Source organism: Rhizobium rosettiformans W3, from assembly GCF_004912135.1.
GTDB classification, from domain to species: Bacteria; Pseudomonadota; Alphaproteobacteria; order Rhizobiales; family Rhizobiaceae; genus Allorhizobium; species Allorhizobium rosettiformans.
The window spans coordinates 178,161-199,449 of sequence record NZ_STGU01000008.1 but is presented as its reverse complement, the minus strand read 5'-3'; the positions used below and the strand labels follow the sequence as shown (position 1 = coordinate 199,449).

Below are 21,289 nucleotides of genomic sequence, written 5' to 3'. Positions count from 1 at the left end.
TTTTGACGTCTTCGTCAGAGCGCTTCGCCACCACCCAGCACCCTTATCGAAATTCGCCCCTCCCGTGATGCCGATCGCGGGATCGCTCCCCCTTTGTCCGCCTTATGGGTCCTCAGATGAATTTCTCCCGCTTCTTTGTCGATCGGCCGGTCTTTGCCGGCGTGCTTTCGATCCTCATCCTCGTCGCCGGCCTCATCGGTCTGCGCGCACTTCCGATCTCCGAATATCCGGAGGTCGTGCCGCCATCCGTGGTGGTCCGTGCGGTCTATCCGGGCGCCAACCCCACCGTTATCGCCCAAACCGTGGCGACGCCGCTCGAAGAGCAGATCAATGGCGTGGAGGACATGCTCTACATGTCGAGCCAGGCCACGTCCGACGGCGTGCTCACCCTGACCGTCACCTTCCGCCTCGGGACGGATCCGGACAAGGCGCAGCAGCTCGTTCAAAACCGCGTTGCGCAGGCAGAGCCACGGCTGCCGGCTGAGGTGCGGGCGCTCGGCGTCACGACGGTCAAGAGTTCGCCTGACCTGATGATGGTGGTGCATCTTGTCTCCACCGGTGATCGCTATGACCTCACCTATTTGCGCAATTATGCCACGCTCAACATCAAGGACCGCCTGGCACGCATCGAAGGCGTGGGCCAGGTCCAGATCTTCGGCGCGGGCGACTATTCGATGCGCATCTGGCTCGACCCGCAAAAGGTGGCCGAGCACGGACTGGCGGCCAGCGACATAACGAATGCCATTGCCCAGCAGAACGTCCAGGCGGCCGCCGGCACGATCGGCGCTTCGCCCTCGCCACAAGGGGTCGACCTTCAGCTGAACATCAATGCGCGCGGTCGCCTTCAGTCGCCGGAAGAATTCGGCGCGATCGTCGTCAAGGCGGGCCCGAACGGCGAAATCACCCGTCTTGCCGATGTTGCGCGCATCGAGCTCGGGGCCGCAGAATACTCACTCCGCTCGCTTCTCGACGGCGAACCGGCCGTCGCCATTCCGATCTTCCAGGCTCCGGGCTCCAACGCGATCGCTATCTCCGATGCCGTCCAGCAGACCATGGCCGACCTGCAGCAGGCCATGCCGGAAGGTGTTCGCTTCGAGATCGTCTACGACACCACCGGATTCGTTCGTGCTTCGATCGACAAGGTCGTCGACACCCTTCTCGAGGCGATTGCCCTTGTCGTGCTCGTCGTGATCCTCTTCCTCCAGACCTGGCGTGCCTCGATCATTCCGCTGATCGCCGTCCCGGTCTCGATCATCGGCACCTTTGCGGTCATGTACGCGTTCGGCTTTTCGATCAATGCGCTGACGCTGTTCGGCCTCGTGCTGGCAATCGGCATCGTGGTTGATGACGCGATCGTCGTGGTCGAAAACGTCGAGCGCAACATCGAAAACGGTCTCTCGCCTCGCGAGGCGACCTATCGCGCGATGAAGGAAGTTTCCGGGCCGATCATCGCCATCGCTCTGGTGCTCGTCGCGGTCTTCGTGCCGCTTGCCTTCATCACCGGTCTCTCGGGACAGTTCTACCGTCAGTTTGCCCTGACGATTGCCATTTCGACGGTCATCTCGGCGATCAACTCCCTGACGCTTTCGCCGGCGCTCGCCGCCCTGCTCCTGAAGGACCATCACGCACCGAAGGATCGGCTGACCCGCGTGATGGACAGCCTGCTTGGCTGGTTCTTCCGCGGCTTCAACCGCGCCTTTGGCGCGGCGTCAAACGGCTACGGAAAGACGGTTGGTGGGCTGCTTGGCCGCAAGAGCCTGGTGATGGTGATCTATCTCGCGCTGGTCGCAGCTACCTATGGCATGTTCACCGGCGTGCCCGGGGGCTTCGTTCCCCCCCAGGACAAGCAGTATCTCATCGGCTTTGCGCAATTGCCTGACGGGGCAACACTTGACCGCACGGAAGAGGTGATCCGTCAGATGAGCGACATCGCGCTCAAGGAACCCGGCGTGAAGAACGCGCTCGCCTTCCCGGGCCTGTCGATCAACGGCTTCACTATCGGCTCGAATGCCGGCATCGTCTTTGCGGTGCTCGACGATTTCGACGAGCGCAAGGATCCGTCCTTGTCGGGTGGGGCCATTGCCATGGCACTCAATCAGAAGTTCGCTGCCATCGACGGCGCCTTCATCGCCATGTTCCCGCCGCCGCCCGTCAATGGTCTCGGTTCGACCGGTGGCTTCAAGCTGCAGATCGAGGATCGCGCCGGTTTCGGCCACCAGACGCTGGACGAGACGACCAAGGCAGTTCTTGCCAAGGCTTATCAGACGCCGGAACTGGCCGGCATCTTCTCGAGCTTCCAGATCAACGTGCCGCAGCTCTTCGCCGATCTCGACCGGGTGAAGGCCCAGCAGCTCGGCGTGTCGGTGACGGACGTCTTCCAGACCTTGCAGATCTATCTGGGTTCGCTCTACGTCAACGACTTCAATGCGTTCGGCCGCACCTACAGTGTGCGCGTTCAGGCGGATGCGCAATATCGCGCTCAGCCGGAAGACATCGGTCAGCTGAGGGTGCGTTCGGCAAGCGGCGAGATGATCCCGCTCTCGGCCCTGCTCAAGGTCGAAACCTCGACCGGCCCGGAACGCACCACGCGCTACAACGGCTTCCTCGCTGCGGACATCAATGGTGGTCCCGCACCCGGGTTTTCCTCGGGGCAGGCGCAGGCGGCGATGGAAAAGATCCTCAAGGAAACCATGCCAGCCGGCATCGATTTCGAATGGACGGATCTGACCTATCAGCAGATCCTGGCGGGCAATTCGAGTATCGTCGTCTTCCCGCTTGCCCTGCTGCTCGTCTATCTCGTTCTGGCCGCGCAGTATGAAAGCCTGACCCTGCCACTCTCGATCATCATGATCGTGCCCATGGGCGTGCTCGCCGCATTGGTCGGTGTCTGGTACACGGGCGGAGACAACAACATCTTCACCCAGATCGGGCTTGTCGTGCTGGTAGGGCTTTCAGCGAAGAACGCGATCCTAATCGTCGAATTTGCGCGCGAACTCGAGTTCGAGGGCCGCACGCCGTTTCAGGCCGCGGTCGAGGCGAGCCGCCTGCGCCTTCGGCCCATCCTGATGACGTCGATGGCCTTCATCATGGGCGTCATCCCGCTCGTCGTTTCGACCGGCGCTGGTGCGGAGATGCGCTCCGCCATGGGCGTCGCCGTGTTCTCCGGCATGATCGGCGTCACCCTGTTCGGCATCTTCATGACGCCGGTCTTCTACCTCCTGGCCCGGTTGCTTGCCGGAAACCGGCCCCTGCGTCAGCACGGAAACGAAGACATCGTGCACATGACCGCGGCGGAATGAGGCTCTCGCCCGAGGTATAGGTCCGGCCCTGCGCCACAGTGAGCGCAGGGCCGGACTGATGGCTCATGCTTGCCTGCGTCACTCCCGCCAGAGCACCCTCACGGCCAACGTCGCAGCAGAGGTGCGCTTCTCGACCGCAAGCTTATTGAAGATCTGTTCCATATGTTTGTTCACTGTGCGCGGCGACATCTCCAGGATATCGGCGATTTCCTTGTTGGACTTGCCATGGGCCACCCAAAGAAGAACCTCCGCCTCGCGCAGGGTCAGGCCGAAGGCTCTTGCCAGCTGCTCCTCGTCGGCGCCGCGGTGGCGGTCGACCAGCCGCAGCAGGATTTCGTCGGTCTGGCCTTCTGTCAGGCGCCGGAACTCGATGTCGTGACCGAGGCGGGAGTAATGGAAGATGTTGGGATTGCCGCCAATGTCGTTTCCTGCACCGTCGGCCAGCCAGGACAGGATCTCCAGCGGTAGATAGCTATTGGCATCGGCACGGATTCCGACCTTGGCCAAGAGATCCGATGCCTGGGGTGTCGACCAGCCAATCAAGCCGTTGGGGTCGCAGGCGACGATCCAGCGGCCGGTGGAATCGAGCGCATGGCGGGCTGAACGCGACCGTTTGGAATTGCTCAGATGGACGCGCATGCGGGCGAAAAGCTGATCGAGCAGGATCGGCTTGACGACAAAATCAACGCCTCCGGAGGCGAGCGCCTTCACCACATGCTCATTCTCGTTGAAGCCGGTCATGAAGATCACCGGCAGGTCTTCAAAACCTCGCGCCGCCTTGAGAATCCGGCAGGTTTCGAAACCATCCAGTCCCGGCATCATCGCGTCCATCAACACGATGTCCGGCACCTTGGAATTGGCCATGGAGATGGCGGACCGGCCGCTGCTCGAGGTGTGAACCTCAAGCCCCTCCAGGCTCAGGGCGTCCGATAGCATGGCGAGTGCCTCGCCGGAATCATCTACAATCAGAACGCGGCTGCCGTCGAAGGTGTCAGGCATGGTTCCTGGTATCCTCAATAATCGCCAGGAACTCGCGCATGCGGTAGTTCGTGGCCAGTTGGCGCATATGTCGGCAAAAACGCTCGGTACCGGGCATGGAGATCTCCAAGTCGTTCAGCATTGCTTCGATCGAGCGGACGAAGCCCGTCTGACCCAGCGTCCTGAGTTGCTGCAGCCGGCGCGCGTCGGGCAGTTCGTCGGGCGCGAACGATGGGCGCTGGGAAGTCTCCACATGAACCCCGTCATCCAGTATCCAGGTCAGCGGAATGAGTGTTGCCAGACGTTCGAACAGGCCTTCTAAGTTGAAAGGCTTGATCAGATAGGAATCGAACAGCGGCGCGTATTCCGGCCTGGTGCGCTCGGTGCCGGCATCGGCAGACAGAATGAGTATCGGCAGGTCGCGGCCGTAACGCTGGCGGATGCGCCGAGCGACGTCCCAGCCGGACATGCTGGGCATCGCAAGGTCGAGAATGACGATATCCGGGCGGTGCAGGGCAAGGGTCGAGAGGCAGGCCGGTCCGTCGTTCACGGTGATCACCGAAAAGCCGAGCGGGGTCAAAACCTCCTCCATCAGCGCGCGCTGTGTGGCATCGTCATCGGCGATCAGGATTGTCCTGCGGCGCCCTTCGTAACCGGCTACAGCGAGCGCCGGTGCCGCCAGATCATCAGGTCTTTGAGCCTCCGACAGCATCAGGCGGATGGTGAACTGCGTGCCTTTGCCAGGCTGGCTTGTCAGCTTGAGGTCGCCGCCCATGATCTCGACCAGCAACCGGGTGATCGTCAGGCCGAGACCCGTGCCCGGTGGCTGGGTCTGGTCGACGGGTTGCTCGGCTCGCTCGAAGGGCAGGAAAATCCGCTCCAGATCCTGGGGCTTGATACCGACCCCTGTGTCCTCGATGTCGAACGTCGCGACCTGGCCGCGATAGGACAGCGTGAAGCAGACATGGCCCCAATGGGTGAACTTGATGGCGTTGGACAACAGGTTGATCAGGACCTGCCGCAGCCGTTTCTCGTCGGTATAGACATAGTCCGGAATGGGTGAGGTGGCACGAAACTCGAAACTGATGCCCTTTGCTTGCGCCTGCAGACTGAACATGTCCACGATCTGGTCCAGGAAGGGACCAAGTGCAATCTTGTGACGGTAGATCTCGAACTTGCCGGCTTCGATCTTGGAGATGTCGAGCAGACCCTCGATCATGTCGGCGAGGTGCTCGCCGCTGCGCTTTATCGTCCGGGCGGCATTGTGCACGAAGTTCGGCATGCCCTGCTGGCGCTCGAGAACCTGCGCATAGCCGAGGATCGCGGTTAGCGGTGTGCGCAGTTCGTGGCTCAGGCCCACGACGTATTTGCTTTTGGCAAGGTTCGCCGATTCCGCCGCCTCTTTGGCCTTTTGCAGCTGTCGGTCGGTTTCCTCATGGGCCCGGATCTCGTCCATCAGCAGTCTGGTATGGCGGCTGGCTTCTTCCTCGGCGAAGTCGCGGCTTTCCTGAGCCAGCACGAAGAGCCAGGTGACGATGCCGGCTAGGATGAAGAGGATGATGTAGAGTTTCCAGAGCTCGAAGCCGATCAGTTTGGCAGCATCCGGATATTCGATCGTGCTCTGGAAGTGGATGAGCCAAAAGACACTGCCCATGAAGGCATTCACCACCGTGAAGAGCGCGATATAGCGCATCACGCTGCCATGGACCGCCTCGGCCATCCCGGCCGGCAGCCAAGCGCGGGCGACGGCCTTTGCCTGCTGACTGAAGCGTGCATCGGTTTTGCACAGGTCGTGGCAGCGTGCATCGAGAGAGCAGCAGAGCGAGCAGATCGGTCCCGAATAGGCCGGGCAGTGGGCCATGTCCTCCCGGTCGAAATTCAGCTCGCAGATCGAACATCCCGCATGGCCTGAAGCGTCCGCGTGAACGCTGCTGTTTCTTGCGATGTAATAGCGCCCGCCTGTGAGGCTCGCGATCAGCGGCACGAGCACGAAGGGCAGGGCAAGCGCGACATAGACATAGATCTTGCTCGCCAGTTCGCCGAGGAGGCCGCCATAGGCGGCGAAGGCGGCAAGTGCCGCGATCGTCATCGAGCCGAAACCGACCGGATTGATGTCGTAGAGATGGGCTCGCTTGAACTCGATGATAGGCGGCGACAGGCCGAAAGGCTTGGCGATCATCAGGTCGGCGGCGATGGAGGCAGTCCAGGCAATGGCGACGATGGAATAGAGGCCTAGCACCGTTTCCAATGCCTTGTAGATGCCGAATTCCATCAGTAGCAGGCCGATCAACACGTTGAACACGAGCCAGACGACGCGCCCCGGATGGCTGTGGGTCAGACGCGAAAAGAAGTTCGACCAGGCGATGGACCCGGCATAGGTATTCGTGACGTTGATCTTCACCTGGCAGATGACGACAAAAATGCCGGTGACGCCCAGCGCAAACTCTGGCGAGCCGAGCATCTGGCTGAACACGGTCAGATACATCTGCGTCGGATCGGAGGCATCCTCAAACGCAACGCCGTTTCGAAAGGCGTAGAAGGCCAGGAACGAACCCGCCAGGATCTTCAGCCCGCCGATGACGATCCAGCCGGGGCCCGCGCTCAACAGCGCGAGCCACCACCGTACCCTGTTTTGAGCTGTCTTGCGCGGCAGGAAGCGCAGATAGTCGACCTGTTCGCCGATCTGTGCCGCGAGCGAAAATACCACGGCCGAGCAGAGACCGAAGAGCGCGACATCGAAGCCATGGTCGACCGGGCCAATGAGACCGGTATAGCCGGTCCAGTCGCGCACCGGTTCAAGCCCCTGGGCAGCGATGAAGACAAAGGGGGCAAGCTGCAGCACCACCCAGAAAGGCTGCGACCATGCCTGGAACCGGCTGATGAAGGTCACGCCGTGGGTGACGAGGGGAACGATGGCGACCGCGCTGACGATATAGCCGATCGTCAGCGGCAGTCCCGTGATCAATTCCAGCGCCTTGGCGATGATCGCCGCCTCGATGGCAAAGAAGAGGAAGGTGAAGCAGGCATAGATCAATGAGGTCACGGTGGAGCCGAGATAACCGAAACCGGCACCGCGGGTCAGAAGATCGATATCCACCCCGTAGCGGGCGGCGCTGTAGGCAATCGGGATGCCGATGACCAGCATGACCGAGCATGCGACCAGGATTGCTAGCGTTGCATTGGTGAAGCCGTAGCTCAAGGTGATGGCCCCACCGATCGCTTCCAGCGCCAGGAAGGAGATCGCACCCAGCGCCGTGTTGGCGATCCGACCCGGCGAGAAACGACGCACCTCGTGCGCGGTGAAGCGCAGGGCGTAGTCCTCCAACGTCTGGTTGGCGACCCACCTGTTGTAGGTCCGCCGAATTCTGGGAATCCGTTCGGCCTGGTTCAATTCATCCCCCTGCGACCGGCGAGGCGGCCTGCCGCGCGCTATGCCCCTGCTTTGGGAGGCAATTCTCGTACCATTCGGGGAAATCGCGATTTCCGATCCTGACGCCAGGCCTTGCGGGCCAAATGAACCGATGACGCAGGCTCGTGTTTTTCCTTGGTTTCCCGAACGGATTGCCTCTGTTGAAGGGAACCATAGGGGACAAAGACCCGGGTGGGTATACGTCAAACGCTCCATTGTTGCGTTGCACAAATTGCGACGAATTTACCGCCAGTTGGCCGGTTCAATTGCTGCCAGCCCCCGCCGCAACCTCCTAGAACGATGAAGAGGCACGCCATGTCTGACGACCCCAAGAAACCACAGATGAGCATCAGTCGCCGAGCCCTGCTTGCGGGGGTGGCATCGATCCCGCTGCTGGCCGCCCTGAACACACCGCTGCTTGCACAGGACACGTCCACTGCGGCGATCAATACGACTGGTCTTGCCGTGACCGACGACACGGTGAAAGTCGGCATCCTGCATTCCGTCACCGGCACCATGGCTATTTCCGAAACCGGTTCCGTGCAGGCCGAGAAGCTCGCCATCGAGCAGATCAATGCCAGCGGCGGCATTCTCGGCCGCAAGATCGAGGTGATCCAGGAAGACGGAGGCTCCGACTGGCCGACCTTTGCCGAAAAGGCGAAGAAGCTGCTTGTCGAGGACAAGGTCGCTGCCGTTTTCGGCTGCTGGACCTCGGCTTCGCGCAAGGCCGTTCTGCCGGTCTTCGAGCAGTATAACGGCATGCTCTACTACCCGACCTTCTACGAAGGGCTCGAGCAGTCGCCGAACGTCATCTACACCGGTCAGGAAGCGACCCAGCAGATTCTCGCCGGCATCGACTGGGTGGTGAAGGAGAAGGGTGCGAAGAGCTTCTATCTGCTCGGCTCCGACTATATCTGGCCGCGCACGTCCAACAAGATCGCCCGCAAGCACATCGAGAAGCTCGGCCTCGAAGTCGTCGGCGAGGAATACTACCCGCTCGGCCATACCCAGTTCAACTCGGTGATCAACAAGATCAAGCTGAAGAAGCCTGACGTGATCTATGCGATCGTCGTCGGCGGTTCGAACGTCGCCTTCTACAAGCAGCTGAAGGCGGCCGGCATCGACATGACCAAGGAGAAGCCGCTGCTTCTCACGATTTCTGTCACCGAAGACGAAATCCTTGGCATCGGCGGGGAAAACATGGTTGGGGCCTATGCCGCCATGAAGTACTTCCAGAGCCTGCCGAACGACAACAACATGTCCTTCGTCACTGAATTCAAGAAGATGTGGGGCGACAATATCGTCATCGGCGACGTCACCCAAGCCGCCTATCTCGGCCCCTGGCTGTGGAAGGCCGCGGTGGAGAAGGCTGGCTCCTTCGACATCGACAAGGTGCGCGCCGCTTCGCCGGGCATCGAACTTTCCACGGCACCGGAAGGCTATGTGAAGGTTCACGAGAACCACCACCTCTGGTCCAAGACCCGTATCGGACACGCCCGTGCCGACGGTCAGTACGACGTCGTCTACGAGACCACGGACCTGATGGAGCCCGATCCATTCCCGGAAGGCTATCAATAAGCCTCGTTCCCCGCCTGGAGGGCCGGCTTAGCCGGCCCCTTTTTCCCGAACGTCTTTCGAGGACATGCGAGGTGACGCAATGATCGGTGACTATACCTACAGCGAATTCTTCTCGATCCTGGCCATGCAGGGCTTTGCAGGGCTGATCCTGTTTTCCGTCTTCGTGCTGATGGCACTCGGTCTTGCCATCATCTTTGGACAGATGGGGGTCATCAACATGGCGCATGGGGAGTTCATGATCCTCGGCGCCTATGTCACCTATCTCGTCTCCACCCTAGTGACGACCTATCTGCCCGGGCTCTTCCCTTTCTATTTCTTCGTTGCCATGGCACTTGCCTTCGCAGCCTCGTTTTCGCTCGGCGTTTTCGTCGAATGGGCGCTGATCCGTCATCTCTATCGTCGACCGCTCGACACGCTGCTGGCCACCTGGGGCCTGTCGCTCGTGCTGCAGCAGCTCTATCGCTCGATCTTCGGCGCCCGCGAAGTCGGCGTAACCCTCCCTGACTGGATGATGGGGTCCGTTGCCGTCAGCGATACGATCGAGGTGCCGCTCAACGGCCTCTTCGTCATGGTGCTCACCCTGATCATCGCTGCCGGTGTCTATTTCCTCATGTATCGCTCGTCCTGGGGCAAGCGGGTGCGCGCGGTGGTGCAGAACCGCGTCATGGCCGGTGCCGTCGGCATCGATACCAAGAAGGTCGACCGCATGACCTTCGGGCTCGGCTGCGGCATCGCCGGCATTGCCGGTTCCGCCTTCACCATGATCGGCTCGACCGGGCCAACGGCGGGACAGCTCTACATTGTCGATACTTTCCTCGTGGTCGTCTTTGGCGGTGCGGGCAGTCTGATCGGCACCATCGCCTCGGCCTTCACCATCTCCCAGGCCCAGTCGACAATGGAATTCTTCCTTAGCGGCTCCATGGCCAAGGTTCTGACCCTGCTCACCGTCGTCGGGATCCTGATGCTGCGACCGCAAGGCCTCTTCTCCCTCAACATCCGCCGCTAAGGAGATCTCCCATGCCTGCTGTCGGCTTTCTCTTCTCCCGCAAGGAATGGCTCTACTTCGCCATCCTGGCCGCGCTGCTGCTCATTGTCCTGCCTCTCGGGCTGGACATCTTCCGGCTCAATCTGATCGGCAAGTATCTGACCTATGCCTTCGTTGCCATCGGCCTCGTCCTGCTGTGGGGCAATGGCGGCATCCTCAGCCTGGGCCAGGGGATCTTCTTCGGTCTCGGTGGCTACTGCATGGCGATGTTCCTCAAGCTTGAGGCCTCCACGCCCGAAGCGACGAAGATCCAGTCGACGCCAGGCATTCCCGACTTCATGGACTGGAACCAGATCACTGTACTGCCGTCGTGGTGGGCGCCCTTCTATTCCTTCTCCTTCACGCTTGCCGCGATCCTTCTCGTCCCGTCGATTTTCGCCTTCATCATTGGTTCGGCCATGTTCAAGCGGCGCGTCGGTGGGGTCTATTTCGCCATCATCACCCAGGCCGTTGCCGCGATCCTTACCATCCTGATCATCGGCCAGCAGGGTTATACCGGCGGTGTCAACGGGATCACCGATCTCAGGACCTTGCTCGGCTGGGATATCCGTACCGACGAGGCCAAGCTGATCCTCTACTTCGTCAACGCCGTGCTTTTGATCGGTGTGCTCCTCCTCGCCCAGGCGGTCCGCATCTCGAAATTCGGCCGGTTGCTGATCGCCATGCGGGATCGCGAGGACCGGGTTCGATTCTCCGGATATGACGTCGCCAATTTCAAGATCTTCATCTTCTGCCTTGCCGCTGCGATGTCTGCCATAGGTGGTGCGATGTTCACGCTGCAGGTCGGCTTCATGTCGCCGTCCTTCGTGGGGATCGTGCCATCCATCGAGATGGTGATCTTTGCGGCCGTCGGCGGACGCCTGTCGCTGTTCGGGGCGATCTACGGCGCGCTTCTCGTCAATGCCGCCAAGACAACCTTTTCCGAGAGTTTCCCCGAACTCTGGCTGTTTGCCATGGGCGGCCTCTTCATCGCTGTCGTCATGGCCTTCCCCTACGGCCTTGCCGGTGTGGTCAAGGACTATGTCGAGCCGTTCGTTACACGCCGGCTACCCGGTTTCCTGAAACGCGCGCCGCTGACGCAGCCGCAAGCGGCCGAATGATGGAGGCGAGCATGCAAGTTGTTTCTCAACCCGCGAAAGACTTCATCCTCAGCATCGACGCCCTCACCGTGTCCTTTGACGGCTTCAAGGCGGTGAATGACCTCTCGCTCTATGTCGACGAGAACGAGATCCGCGTGATCATCGGACCGAACGGGGCCGGCAAGACCACGGTGCTCGATCTCATCTGTGGGCGGACGAAGGCGACGTCCGGCTCCATCCGGTTCGACGGTCGGGAGCTCACCCGTATGCGCGAGCACGAGATCGTGCATGCAGGCGTTGGTCGCAAGTTCCAGAACCCGTCGATCTACGAGGATCTCACCGTCTTCGAAAATCTCGAACTTTCCTTTCCCCGCGGCCGCTCCGTTTTCGGGGCGCTCACCTTTCGCAGGGACAAGGAGGTCATCGAGCGGGTCGAGGAAGTGGCCGAACTGATTTTCCTCAAGGATCATCTGAACACCGACGCGGCAATCCTCAGTCATGGGCAGAAGCAATGGCTGGAGATCGGCATGCTGTTGATCCAGAAGCCGCGGCTTCTGATGCTCGACGAGCCGGTGGCCGGGATGAGCGTTGCCGAGCGCATCAAGACGGCGGAACTCCTCAACACGATCACGAAGAACCAATCGGTGATCGTCATCGAGCACGACATGAAGTTCGTCGAGGACATCGCCCACCGGGTCACCGTGCTGCACCAGGGCAAGGTGCTTTCGGAAGGCAGCATGGAGCGCGTCAAGAGCGATCCGCGGGTCGTCGAAGTCTATCTCGGTCACTAGGAGATCGTCATGTTGTCAGTCGAAAAACTGAAGGTCAGCTACGGCCAGAGCGAAGTCATTCACGGCCTGTCCTTCGACGTCAAACCCGCTGAGATCGTTGCGATCATGGGTCGCAACGGCATGGGCAAGACGACGCTTATGAAGTCGCTGATGGGGGTCGTTCCCTCCGCCGCGGGATCGATCCGGATCGGCGAGACACCGGTCGAGCGGCTCGAAAGCTACGAACGGGTGGCCAAAGGTCTCGCCTATGTGCCGCAGGGGCGGATGATCTTTTCAACGCTCACGGTCCAGGAAAACATCGAAACCGGGCTGACCGTGACCGGGGAGAAGACCGTGCCAGGGCAGATCTACGAGCTTTTTCCCGTGCTGCTCGAGATGAAGGGGCGGCGCGGTGGCAATCTCTCCGGCGGTCAGCAGCAACAGCTGGCGATCGCCCGCGCGCTGGCGTCCAAGCCGAAAGTGCTGCTGCTTGACGAGCCGACCGAAGGCATCCAGCCATCGATCATCAAGGAGATGGCGCGAACGCTCTGCCGGATCCGCGACGAGATCGGCCTTTCCATCGTCGTCTCCGAGCAGGTGTTGAGCTTTGCCCTCGACATGGCCGACCGGGTGCTGGTGATCGAAAAGGGCGAATTCGTCCATGAAGCCCCGCGCGCCGGCATCGATGAGGCCCGCGTCTCCAGCTTCCTCTCCGTCTGATCCCACCAAACCCAGCCGCTTCACATCCAAGGAAGGAGCCAAGCCATGCCCGATACCCTGATCAAGGTCGATCTCAGCGAGTCGCCCTATACCAACGAGAAGATCCACAACCGCTGGCACCCGGATATTCCGATGGCCTGCTGGGTCGAGCCGGGGGACGATTTCCTGGTCGAGACCTATGACTGGACCGGCGGCCAGATCAAGAATGACGACGATGCGGCCGATGTCCGCGATGTCGATCTGAGCCAGGTGCATTTCCTGTCGGGGCCGATCGGCGTCAAGGGGGCACAACCGGGCGACCTGCTGGTCGTCGACATCCTCGACATCGGTGCCTTCGACAACTCTCTCTGGGGCTTCAACGGCTTCTTCTCCAAGAAGAACGGCGGCGGATTCCTGACCGAGCACTTCCCCGAGGCACAGAAGTCGATCTGGGACTTCCATGGAATGTTCACCTCCTCGCGCCACGTGCCAGGCGTCAAATATGCCGGGCTTATCCATCCCGGTCTGATCGGCTGCCTGCCGGATCACAAGATGCTGGACATGTGGAACAGCCGCGAAAAGGCATTGTTCGATACCGATCCGTCGCGGGTACCTGCGCTGGCGGCGCTGCCGGATGGAGGAGCGACCGCCCATATGGGCAGCCTCAAAGGCGAGGCTCGCGACAAGGCTGCCGCAGAAGGCGCGCGCACCGTGCCTCCGCGCGAACATGGCGGCAATTGTGACATCAAGGACCTGTCGCGCGGTTCGAAGATCTATTTCCCGGTTTATGTCGACGGTGCCGGTCTTTCGATGGGCGACCTGCATTTCAGCCAGGGTGATGGCGAAATCACCTTCTGCGGCGCGATCGAAATGGCCGGCTGGCTGCATATCAAGGTTTCGCTGATCAAGGACGGAATGGCGAAATACGGGATCAAGAACCCGATCTTTCGGCCGTCGCCGATTACGCCGAAATATGACGATTACCTGATCTTCGAGGGAATTTCCGTCGATGAGAGCGGCAAGCAGCATTACCTCGACGTGCACATCGCCTATCGCCAGGCCTGCCTGAACGCCATCGAATACATGACGAAGTTTGGTTACAGCCGCGCTCAGGCCTACGCCATTCTCGGTACCGCCCCTGTCCAGGGTCATATTTCAGGTGTTGTCGACATTCCGAATGCCTGCGCCACACTCTGGCTGCCGCTCGACATCTTCGAATTCGACATGAAGCCGGGTGCGGACGGGCCGAAGAAGTTCCTCGACGGCAAGATCGACGTGCCGTTGGCTCGCGACCTTTAAGGCGCAGGCGCAGGGCGTGGAATTAGCTGCGTCCTGCGCATCGAAGCATATCCTGAGGAAAACCGATCATGCCCAATTACGATTACAACTGCCCGGACTGCGGCGGCTTCACCGAGAACCGGCCGATGGCGATGTCGGGCGACCCTTGCGACTGCCCGCAATGCGGGACGCCTTCGCCACGGGCCTTCTTCTCGACGCCCTTCTTTGCCTTGATGGACAAGGCGACGCGAACAGCGATCGGGACCAACGAGAAGGCAGCGCACGAACCCAAGACATCGAAATCCCTGGGACACGGTGCAGGCTGCAGTTGCTGCTCGGGTGCACCGAAAAAGTCGAAAACGGTGTACCGGGCTGATGGCGCCAAGGCTTTCCCTTCCGCACGCCCCTGGATGATCAGTCACTGAGGATTGATCCGCACGAGACTCGTGTTTTGGGGCCGGAGCGCATGGTCATGAAGGATGGCGAGGTGCGGACCGTCAACGGCGGTGCCGGTCTTCGATCTGCAAGGGTTCGACCGGGCCAGTTGGCAATGAACCACCTCCATGTCACGCAATTGACATGTCTTTGACCGCATGTGTTGTTGCCGCCTCCTTAAACGACCTTTCCTCGACCTTTCCTGGCTTCTACGGCTGCTGAGCCATACTCCAGGGCGGAACAAGACCAGGAGAACCTTGTAGCGCTGCTCCGACATTGCATTCGGGCGACAACGGGACCTCTATCTGCTAGTTGAGGTCTTGTTGTCGTGGCGAAGCGGTGTTTGGAGTGTCCAATTCGTGAAGATTGATCAGCGTATGACCCGAGCCATGAACCGGCGGCTCATACTCAACCTTCTTCGCCGTGAAGGACCGGCAAGCAGGGCTGATATCGCAACCGTGACCGGCCTGAGCCCGGCGGCCGTGACTTTTGTCGTCGCAGACCTGATTGCCGAAGGCTATCTGCGCGAAGGTGAGACACAGCCGGGGACAAGCGGCAGGCGACCGATACCGCTCGAGCTGAATTATGCCGGCCATTATGCAATCGGCATCAAGATGAACGTCGGGACGCTCGGATGTGTTTTGACTGACCTGTCGACATCGGTCCTCTCCAGCCTGACGGTCGAGTACAAGTCGTCCAAGCCGGAAGATGTGCTCGATGCCGCGGAGCAGGCCATTGTCCGACTACGACGCACGGCTCCGGATCTGCAGGGAAAGCTGATCGGCATTGGTTTCTCCATGCCGGCCACCGTCGACATCGAGCAGGCGATCTGCGTGCAGAGCCGACGTTTCCAGTGGGAAAACGTGCCCTTCGGCCGGATGTTGCAGCAGCGGGTCAATGCACCGGTCTGGATGGAAGACGATACGCTGGCCTTTGCCTTGGCCCAACACCTTTTCGGGCTTGGGCGGCATCATAAGATTTTCACGGCGCTTGCGCTTGGCGTTGGCATTGCCTGTGCGACAGTCAACGATGGCGTCATTCACCGAGGCGCCCATGGCCGGGCCGGGAAACTGGGGCATGTGACGCATGATCCCAACGGGCCTCTTTGTGAATGCGGCCGCCGAGGCTGTCTGCAGGCCTTCTACTCGGAGCCTGCGATTGTCGAGGCCTGGCGATCCGAGCGGGGCTTGCCAGCGGGCGTCGATCGATATGCGATGAAGGAAGCGGCAATCCAGGGCGATCCGGTTGCCCGGCGTATCCTTCAGGAGGCCGGCAAGGCGATCGGCTACCATCTGGCGGACGCCGTCAACATCATGGACCCGGAGGTCGTGATCGTGGGCGCGGAAGCCGTCAGTTTTGGCGATCTGCTCTTCGGGCCCATGCGCGAGAGCCTGGCGGCGCGATGTTATGATGAGCCGCCTGCGATCGTTCCGGATGAACGGGATGATTTCTGGAGCTCGGGAGCGGCCGCCCTTGCAACGCAGGCACTGTTCAATTTCGAAGCCAGTGGTAGTGGTCTGAAAGACGCGGAATAAAAAGAGGCGGTGAAACTGATGTTCCACCGCCAGTTGCTTGGGAGATTATGGGGTTCAATCGAGACTGATGATCAGGCAGCCATAGGCTTCGAGCTCTTGCTCCCCGGAGATGGCCCGGCCCGACAGCAAATCGAAACCGGACGGCAGGCCACGAACCATGGTCGGTGTTTCAAGCGTGTTCAGGACGAACAGAAGCTTCTGGTCTTCGGAGCTGCGCAAGGTTACTTCGATACCGGCCGGAAGATCGTTTAGGAGCGGGCTGACGCCGCGTGGTGAAAGAACCTGCTCCTCCAGGGCTTCAACCAGATCTGGGGTGAGATAGGTCGCAACATAAATGACCTCGCCCTTGCCAACCTTGCGGCGGGTAACGGCCGGTTCGCCTTCAAGGAAGCGGTTCGACCAGCGTGCAAGGATCTCTACGTCCGGCTTGATCTCGATCTGCTCGTAAAGGTGCTCGACTTCCAGTCGCCGTCCGGCAAAGTCCAGGGCATAGATCCGTTCCGCCGAAGAGGGGGCCGGACGATTGGGATTGTCATACAGCCCGGCCTGGGGTGTCATCCGCTGGAAGAGACCGTCTCCGTTCTTCGCGGTCAGACGACCGAATTCCACGACCTTGACGCCGCAGAGTTTCGCCAGCGCTCCGCCGGGCGCCTGTTCCCGGATGATGTGGTTGTTGATGTCGCGCGTGCCCGTCATCGCTCCGACGATGAGCGTGCCGCCCGCCTCTACGAAGGCCTCAAGCTTCGGGGTCCATTCCGGTTTCCACATCACCCAATGCGGCACGTAAAAGACTTTTAGCCGTGACAGGTCGTCTTCCGGATGCACGAAACCGCAAGCGATGCCGCGCCGATAGCAGTGAGCATGCAAAAGCGTGCCGTCGTCCTGCGGTGAGGGCAGGCCGATGGGATAGGTCTTGTGTGCCTCCTGATTGTCGAAATCAGCACCAGCGATGCCCACATCCATATGCACGGACGTTCCGAGCAGGCGATCCTTGATCTTGTGGATGTCGGAGGCGAATTGCTTGGCTTCCTGATAGCGCCGCCGCGGCACATCATCGTGGTCGATAATGCCCATCCAGTAGATTTCCGCACCGAAGTGGGCCGGACGCCAGCGGAAGAACATCAGGCCATCGGCGCCGCGTGCCACCGAAGACAAGGCCATGCGGCGCATCTCACCCGGTTCGGGATTCATCGTGGTGAAGGACGGCTGGCTGCCGAGACCCGACGCCTGTTCGGGCACCAGGAAGTTTCCGCTGTAGCTGCGGCAGAGATCGAGCTGCAGGGCCTGGGTCGCGGCATGGCCATTGGTCCGCCGGAACTCGTCATAGAGCATCGGATAGATGTCGAAACCGATGAAATCGAGATCCTGGCCGAATTCTGCGCGGAAATCGATGTCCTGCAGATTGCCGAGATTGTGGAAGATGAACCAGTCGGGATTGGTCGCCCGGAGGATCTCGACCTGGTCGCGCTGGAAGGCTGCGGTCGCCCAAGCCAGGAAGCGGTGGTAGTCCTGAACATGGCCAGGACTTGAGTAAGACGGTGCCATCGGGAACGGCAGGACCACCTGGTCGAAATTGTCGTAGGCCGTGGCCCAGAAATGGCCACCCCAGGCAAAATTCAAATCATTGATCGTCTGATAGCGATGGCGCAGATAGTTGCGGAACGCGAGCGCGGCGGAGTCGGAGAAGGATTCCGACACCGTTGTGTTCAACTCGTTGTCCGTCTGCCAGCCGATGACATGCGGATTGTCCTTGTAGTGCTCGGCCATGGCCGATGTGATCCGGCGACTGTGCTGCCGCAGGACCGGGCTCGTGGTGTCGCAATGCTGTCTTGAGCCATGGCTTGCCCGGCGGCCGTTGCGATCGACGCGCAGCACTTCCGGATAGTTCATCGTCAGCCAGCGCGGTGGGGTGGCGGTCGGGGTGCAAAGGATGGTCTTGATGCCGGCCTTGCCGAGCACCTCGATTGCGCGGTCGAAGAGGTCGAAGTCGAACTTGCCCTCGAAGGGTTCCCAGATGTGCCAGGCGAATTCGCCCATGCGCACCGCATTGAAGCCGGCTTCTTTCATCCGTTCGGCGTCGCGCTGCCAGTAGCTTTCGTCGACATGCTCGGGATAATGCGGAACGCCCAGCAGGAAGTCGTCGAGATTGATGGGGCGCCAGACGGAAAGTGGCGCGGGTTGGGTCCGTTTCATGGAAATGCTCCTGGTATTCAGATGGCTTGCAGCGGCTTGCGGGCGGCAAGGGTCTGCCCATCCGGGCCGAACAGATAGGCGTCGGCGATCTCGAAGCCGATCGTGACCGCGGCATCGCTGGCGAAGGGTACGATCTGCGGTAGCTGCACGGTGATGTTCTCGGTTCCGGTGTCAGACCCCGAAGTCTTCAAGGGAGAGGCGTCGGCATAGAACACGGTCTCGCGTCCGAGATGCTCGACCAGCCGGATACGGGCGGGAATGGTCACGCTCGACCCGCTATCTGTCGCCAGCTTCTCCGGTCGAACGCCGAGCGTGATCCTGTCTCCCGGAGAAAGACCCTGCGTGTCGACATGGTCGAGGCTGACGGGTGGGAGACCTTCAATGGTCGTGGTGACCGTATTCCCCGCGATATCGGCAACCGTTCCCTCGAAGAAATTCATGCGGGGCGCTCCGAGAAAGCCGGCGACGAAGAGGTTTTTCGGATTGGTGTAGAGTTCCAGCGGCGATCCGACCTGCTCGATCTCACCCTTGTTCAAGACGACGATCCGGGTCGCCATGGTCATGGCCTCGACCTGATCGTGGGTCACATAGATCATGGTCGAGCCCAGTCGGGCATGCAGCGTCGAAAGCTCCACGCGCATCTGTGTGCGCAGTGCTGCATCGAGATTCGACAACGGCTCATCGAACAGGAAGACTTCGGGAGAGCGGGTAATCGCACGGCCGATGGCGACGCGTTGCCGCTGGCCGCCAGACAGTTGTCTTGGGCGTTTGTCCAGTTGTTCGGTGATCCTGAGGATCTCCGCCGCGCGCTTGACCGCCGCATCGATCTCCGCCTGCGGGCGCTTCGCCATTCTCAGGCCAAAGCCCATGTTCTCGGCGACTGTCATATGCGGGTAGAGCGCATAGGACTGGAAAACCATCGCAATGCCACGGTCACCCGGTTCCTCGTGGGTGACGTCGCGTCCGCCGATCGAGAGCGTGCCGGATGTGACTGTCTCGAGGCCCGCGATCGTCTTCAGAAGTGTCGACTTTCCGCATCCGGAGGGGCCGACCATGACGATGAACTCGCCCTTGTCGATCGTGAGATTGATATCCTTCAGAGCGTGAAACTGTGCATAATGCTTCTGAAGGTTTTCGAGTTTGACGCTGCTCATTGGTCAGCCCCTTGCAAGTGTGTCGATGAAAGGCCGGGCGCAGTCGGTCATCCCTTGACGGCGCCCATTGTCAGGCCCGAAACGAAGTGCTTCTGCATCAGGAAGAACATCAGGACCGGTGGAATGGCGACGAAGATCGTGGCCGCAGAGACGATGTTCCACTGCGACACCCATTCGCCCTTGAGATTGGCAAGACCCGCGGTCACCGGCTTCACTGCGTCGCTCTGGGTCAGCACGATCGCCCAGAAGTAGTCGTTCCAGATGAAGGTGAAGGTGAGGATGGCGAGCGCGGCAAGGGCAGGCCGCACCAGCGGCACGACGATGTGGATCAGGATCTGCCAGGGCGAGGCGCCCTCTGCCCGGGCCGCCTGGAAGAGCTCCGCCGGCAGGGCCGCGATGAAGTTACGCATGAAGAGGGTGGCAAAACCCGTCTGGAAGGCGATGTGGAACGCCATCAGAGCGAAGAAGGTGTCGTAGAGGCCAAGCGACACCATCAGGTCCCGGATCGGGATCATCATGATCTGTTGTGGCAGGAAATTGCCGCCGACAAAGAGCACGAAGATCACCATGGATCCGGGGAATGGATAGCGCGACAGGACAAAGCCCGTCATGGTCGAAAACACCAGCACCATGATGACCGAGGGCACCGTGATGATCAGGCTGTTGACGAAGTATTGCAGCATCTTCGTCTGCTGGAAGACGGCAACATAATTGTCGACGAGGTTGAACTCGGTTGGCCAACCCCAGTAGTTTCCGGCCATCACATCTTCAAACGAGCGAAACGATGTGAGGAGAATGGCGAAGAGGGGGAGCAGCCAAAGGACAAGGACAGCGCAAACCATCGTCATGTAAAGCGCGCGTGCAGCGGTCTGCGTCTCGGGAATGGGGCGGGGATACATGGCGTTACGTCCCTTTCTCAGCCTTGATCAGGCCACGCAGGTACCAGGCGATGAAGACCGCCATGATCAGGAAGAGAACGGTTGCAATCGCTGCGCCGTAACCGAAGCGGTACGAGAAGATCGACTGTTCATACATCTGATAGGCGAGGACCGTGGACGAGCCGAACGGGCCGCCTGCCGTCATGACCGAAATGAGGTCGAAGGAGCGCAAGGCGCCGACGAGTGTGATGGCGACTGCGATGAAGGCGACCTGCGTCAACTGCGGCAGCACAACATGGCGCAGCATGTTCCAGCCGCGGGCGCCATCGACGCGCCCGGCGCCGATCAGTTCTTCGTCCAGATTGTTGAGGCCTGCCAGGAACAGCACCAGGCAGAAGGCAATCTGGGGCCAAAGGGCAGCGATAATCACCGCGAAGGTGACGAGGTGCTCGTCGGACAAAAGGGCGGGTGCCGTTGCGCCGAGGGCGTTGTAGATGATGGCAAGCAGGCCAAAGGTCGGGTCGTAAAACCAGTTGAAGATGACGCCGACGGTGACGGCCGCCAGGACAAGCGGCATGAAGAACAGGGATTTCGCCAGCCGCATCCCGGCGATTTTCTGATTGACGAGCAGCGCGATGGCGAGCCCCGCCGGAGGAGCAGCCAAGAACATCAGGAGCCAGATGACATTGTTCTTCAGCGATGTGTAGAACTGCGGATCGTCGAGGAGCTCGACATAGTTGCCAAGCCCGATCCAGGTCTTCGGACCGATGCCATCCCACTCGAAAAACGAGATCCAGAAGGTTTCGATCGACGAAGCCACGATGATGACCAGGAACAGAATAAGTCCCGGTGCGAGAAGGAGAGCGGGCGTCAGCCAGCTTCGGTGTCGTCGCCACCAAATTGTCATGGGTCTACTGCCGGTTTTAGGGCGGGCGAACGGCGTTCGCCCGCGTTGTAGA

General features: G+C 60.6%; 15 protein-coding genes. 9 read left to right on the top strand and 6 right to left on the bottom strand.

Annotated elements, in window-relative coordinates; all coding sequences use genetic code 11:
- The first annotated feature begins 116 nt into the window (after positions 1-116).
- A complete protein-coding gene (locus FAA86_RS15710; RefSeq protein ID WP_136542111.1) occupies positions 117-3,299 on the top strand; it encodes an efflux RND transporter permease subunit in 3,183 nt (1,060 codons plus the stop codon).
- Between the two features lie 78 nt (positions 3,300-3,377).
- Here the strand turns inward: FAA86_RS15710 and FAA86_RS15705 are convergent, their stop codons facing one another.
- The gene (locus FAA86_RS15705; RefSeq protein ID WP_136542109.1) at positions 3,378-4,298 is read right to left on the bottom strand and encodes a response regulator transcription factor; all 921 of its coding nucleotides are present in this window, start codon (positions 4,296-4,298) and stop codon (positions 3,378-3,380) included.
- Entirely contained in the window at positions 4,291-7,668 is a 3,378-nt protein-coding gene (locus FAA86_RS15700) for a hybrid sensor histidine kinase/response regulator (RefSeq protein ID WP_136542107.1), read from the bottom strand. Before FAA86_RS15700 ends, FAA86_RS15705 begins: the two co-directional genes overlap by 8 nt.
- A gap of 333 nt (positions 7,669-8,001) precedes the next feature.
- Here FAA86_RS15700 and urtA point away from each other — a divergent pair, with 333 nt between their 5' ends.
- The 8 genes from urtA to FAA86_RS15660 all read left to right on the top strand — a co-directional run bounded on the left by urtA (position 8,002) and on the right by FAA86_RS15660 (position 16,105).
- On the top strand, positions 8,002-9,264 hold the full coding sequence (gene urtA / locus FAA86_RS15695; protein WP_136542105.1) for an urea ABC transporter substrate-binding protein: 1,263 nt from the start codon (positions 8,002-8,004) through the stop codon (positions 9,262-9,264).
- A 79-nt stretch (positions 9,265-9,343) separates the two neighbouring features.
- Complete coding sequence (gene urtB, locus FAA86_RS15690; RefSeq protein ID WP_136542103.1) at positions 9,344-10,270, top strand: urea ABC transporter permease subunit UrtB; 927 nt, start codon at positions 9,344-9,346, stop codon at positions 10,268-10,270.
- Positions 10,271-10,281: 11 nt separating this feature from the next.
- A complete protein-coding gene (urtC, locus tag FAA86_RS15685) occupies positions 10,282-11,409 on the top strand; it encodes an urea ABC transporter permease subunit UrtC (RefSeq protein WP_136542101.1) in 1,128 nt (375 codons plus the stop codon).
- Positions 11,410-11,420: 11 nt separating this feature from the next.
- Positions 11,421-12,179: an urea ABC transporter ATP-binding protein UrtD gene (urtD, locus tag FAA86_RS15680; RefSeq protein ID WP_136542099.1), complete on the top strand. Its 759-nt coding sequence runs from the start codon at positions 11,421-11,423 to the stop codon at positions 12,177-12,179.
- A 9-nt stretch (positions 12,180-12,188) separates the two neighbouring features.
- The gene (gene urtE, locus FAA86_RS15675; protein WP_136542097.1) at positions 12,189-12,878 is read left to right on the top strand and encodes an urea ABC transporter ATP-binding subunit UrtE; all 690 of its coding nucleotides are present in this window, start codon (positions 12,189-12,191) and stop codon (positions 12,876-12,878) included.
- 45 nt (positions 12,879-12,923) lie between these two features.
- A complete protein-coding gene (fmdA, locus tag FAA86_RS15670; protein WP_136542095.1) occupies positions 12,924-14,156 on the top strand; it encodes a formamidase in 1,233 nt (410 codons plus the stop codon).
- 68 nt (positions 14,157-14,224) lie between these two features.
- Positions 14,225-14,560 (top strand): FmdB family zinc ribbon protein, encoded by a 336-nt coding sequence (locus tag FAA86_RS15665; protein ID WP_136542093.1) that lies wholly within the window; start codon positions 14,225-14,227, stop codon positions 14,558-14,560.
- A gap of 399 nt (positions 14,561-14,959) precedes the next feature.
- Positions 14,960-16,105, top strand: a complete 1,146-nt coding sequence (locus FAA86_RS15660; protein ID WP_136542192.1) for an ROK family protein — start codon at positions 14,960-14,962, stop codon at positions 16,103-16,105.
- 54 nt (positions 16,106-16,159) lie between these two features.
- Here FAA86_RS15660 and FAA86_RS15655 read toward each other — a convergent pair whose 3' ends face one another.
- Genes FAA86_RS15655 through FAA86_RS15640 form a run of 4 tightly spaced genes read right to left on the bottom strand, consistent with a single transcriptional unit; the run spans position 16,160 to position 21,237 of the window.
- On the bottom strand, positions 16,160-18,298 hold the full coding sequence (locus FAA86_RS15655) for a beta-galactosidase (protein WP_136542091.1): 2,139 nt from the start codon (positions 18,296-18,298) through the stop codon (positions 16,160-16,162).
- Between the two features lie 17 nt (positions 18,299-18,315).
- A complete protein-coding gene (locus FAA86_RS15650; RefSeq protein ID WP_136542089.1) occupies positions 18,316-19,452 on the bottom strand; it encodes an ABC transporter ATP-binding protein in 1,137 nt (378 codons plus the stop codon).
- Between the two features lie 47 nt (positions 19,453-19,499).
- Positions 19,500-20,351 (bottom strand): carbohydrate ABC transporter permease, encoded by an 852-nt coding sequence (locus FAA86_RS15645; protein ID WP_136542087.1) that lies wholly within the window; start codon positions 20,349-20,351, stop codon positions 19,500-19,502.
- A gap of 4 nt (positions 20,352-20,355) precedes the next feature.
- Positions 20,356-21,237: a carbohydrate ABC transporter permease gene (locus FAA86_RS15640; RefSeq protein ID WP_136542085.1), complete on the bottom strand. Its 882-nt coding sequence runs from the start codon at positions 21,235-21,237 to the stop codon at positions 20,356-20,358.
- Positions 21,238-21,289 lie beyond the last annotated feature (52 nt).

Excerpts from the sequence above, each read along its gene's own strand:
- FAA86_RS15645 (WP_136542087.1), bottom strand. The coding sequence starts at position 20,351 with ATGTATCCCCGCCCCATTCCCGAGACGCAGACCGCTGCACGCGCGCTT.
- FAA86_RS15640 (WP_136542085.1), bottom strand. The coding sequence starts at position 21,237 with ATGACAATTTGGTGGCGACGACACCGAAGCTGGCTGACGCCCGCTCTC.
- urtA (WP_136542105.1), top strand. The coding sequence starts at position 8,002 with ATGTCTGACGACCCCAAGAAACCACAGATGAGCATCAGTCGCCGAGCC.
- urtB (WP_136542103.1), top strand. The coding sequence starts at position 9,344 with ATGATCGGTGACTATACCTACAGCGAATTCTTCTCGATCCTGGCCATG.
- urtD (WP_136542099.1), top strand. The coding sequence starts at position 11,421 with ATGCAAGTTGTTTCTCAACCCGCGAAAGACTTCATCCTCAGCATCGAC.
- FAA86_RS15660 (WP_136542192.1), top strand. The coding sequence starts at position 14,960 with ATGAACCGGCGGCTCATACTCAACCTTCTTCGCCGTGAAGGACCGGCA.
- FAA86_RS15665 (WP_136542093.1), top strand. The coding sequence starts at position 14,225 with ATGCCCAATTACGATTACAACTGCCCGGACTGCGGCGGCTTCACCGAG.
- fmdA (WP_136542095.1), top strand. The coding sequence starts at position 12,924 with ATGCCCGATACCCTGATCAAGGTCGATCTCAGCGAGTCGCCCTATACC.
- FAA86_RS15705 (WP_136542109.1), bottom strand. The coding sequence starts at position 4,298 with ATGCCTGACACCTTCGACGGCAGCCGCGTTCTGATTGTAGATGATTCC.
- FAA86_RS15650 (WP_136542089.1), bottom strand. The coding sequence starts at position 19,452 with ATGAGCAGCGTCAAACTCGAAAACCTTCAGAAGCATTATGCACAGTTT.
- FAA86_RS15655 (WP_136542091.1), bottom strand. The coding sequence starts at position 18,298 with ATGAAACGGACCCAACCCGCGCCACTTTCCGTCTGGCGCCCCATCAAT.
- urtC (WP_136542101.1), top strand. The coding sequence starts at position 10,282 with ATGCCTGCTGTCGGCTTTCTCTTCTCCCGCAAGGAATGGCTCTACTTC.
- FAA86_RS15710 (WP_136542111.1), top strand. The coding sequence starts at position 117 with ATGAATTTCTCCCGCTTCTTTGTCGATCGGCCGGTCTTTGCCGGCGTG.
- urtE (WP_136542097.1), top strand. The coding sequence starts at position 12,189 with ATGTTGTCAGTCGAAAAACTGAAGGTCAGCTACGGCCAGAGCGAAGTC.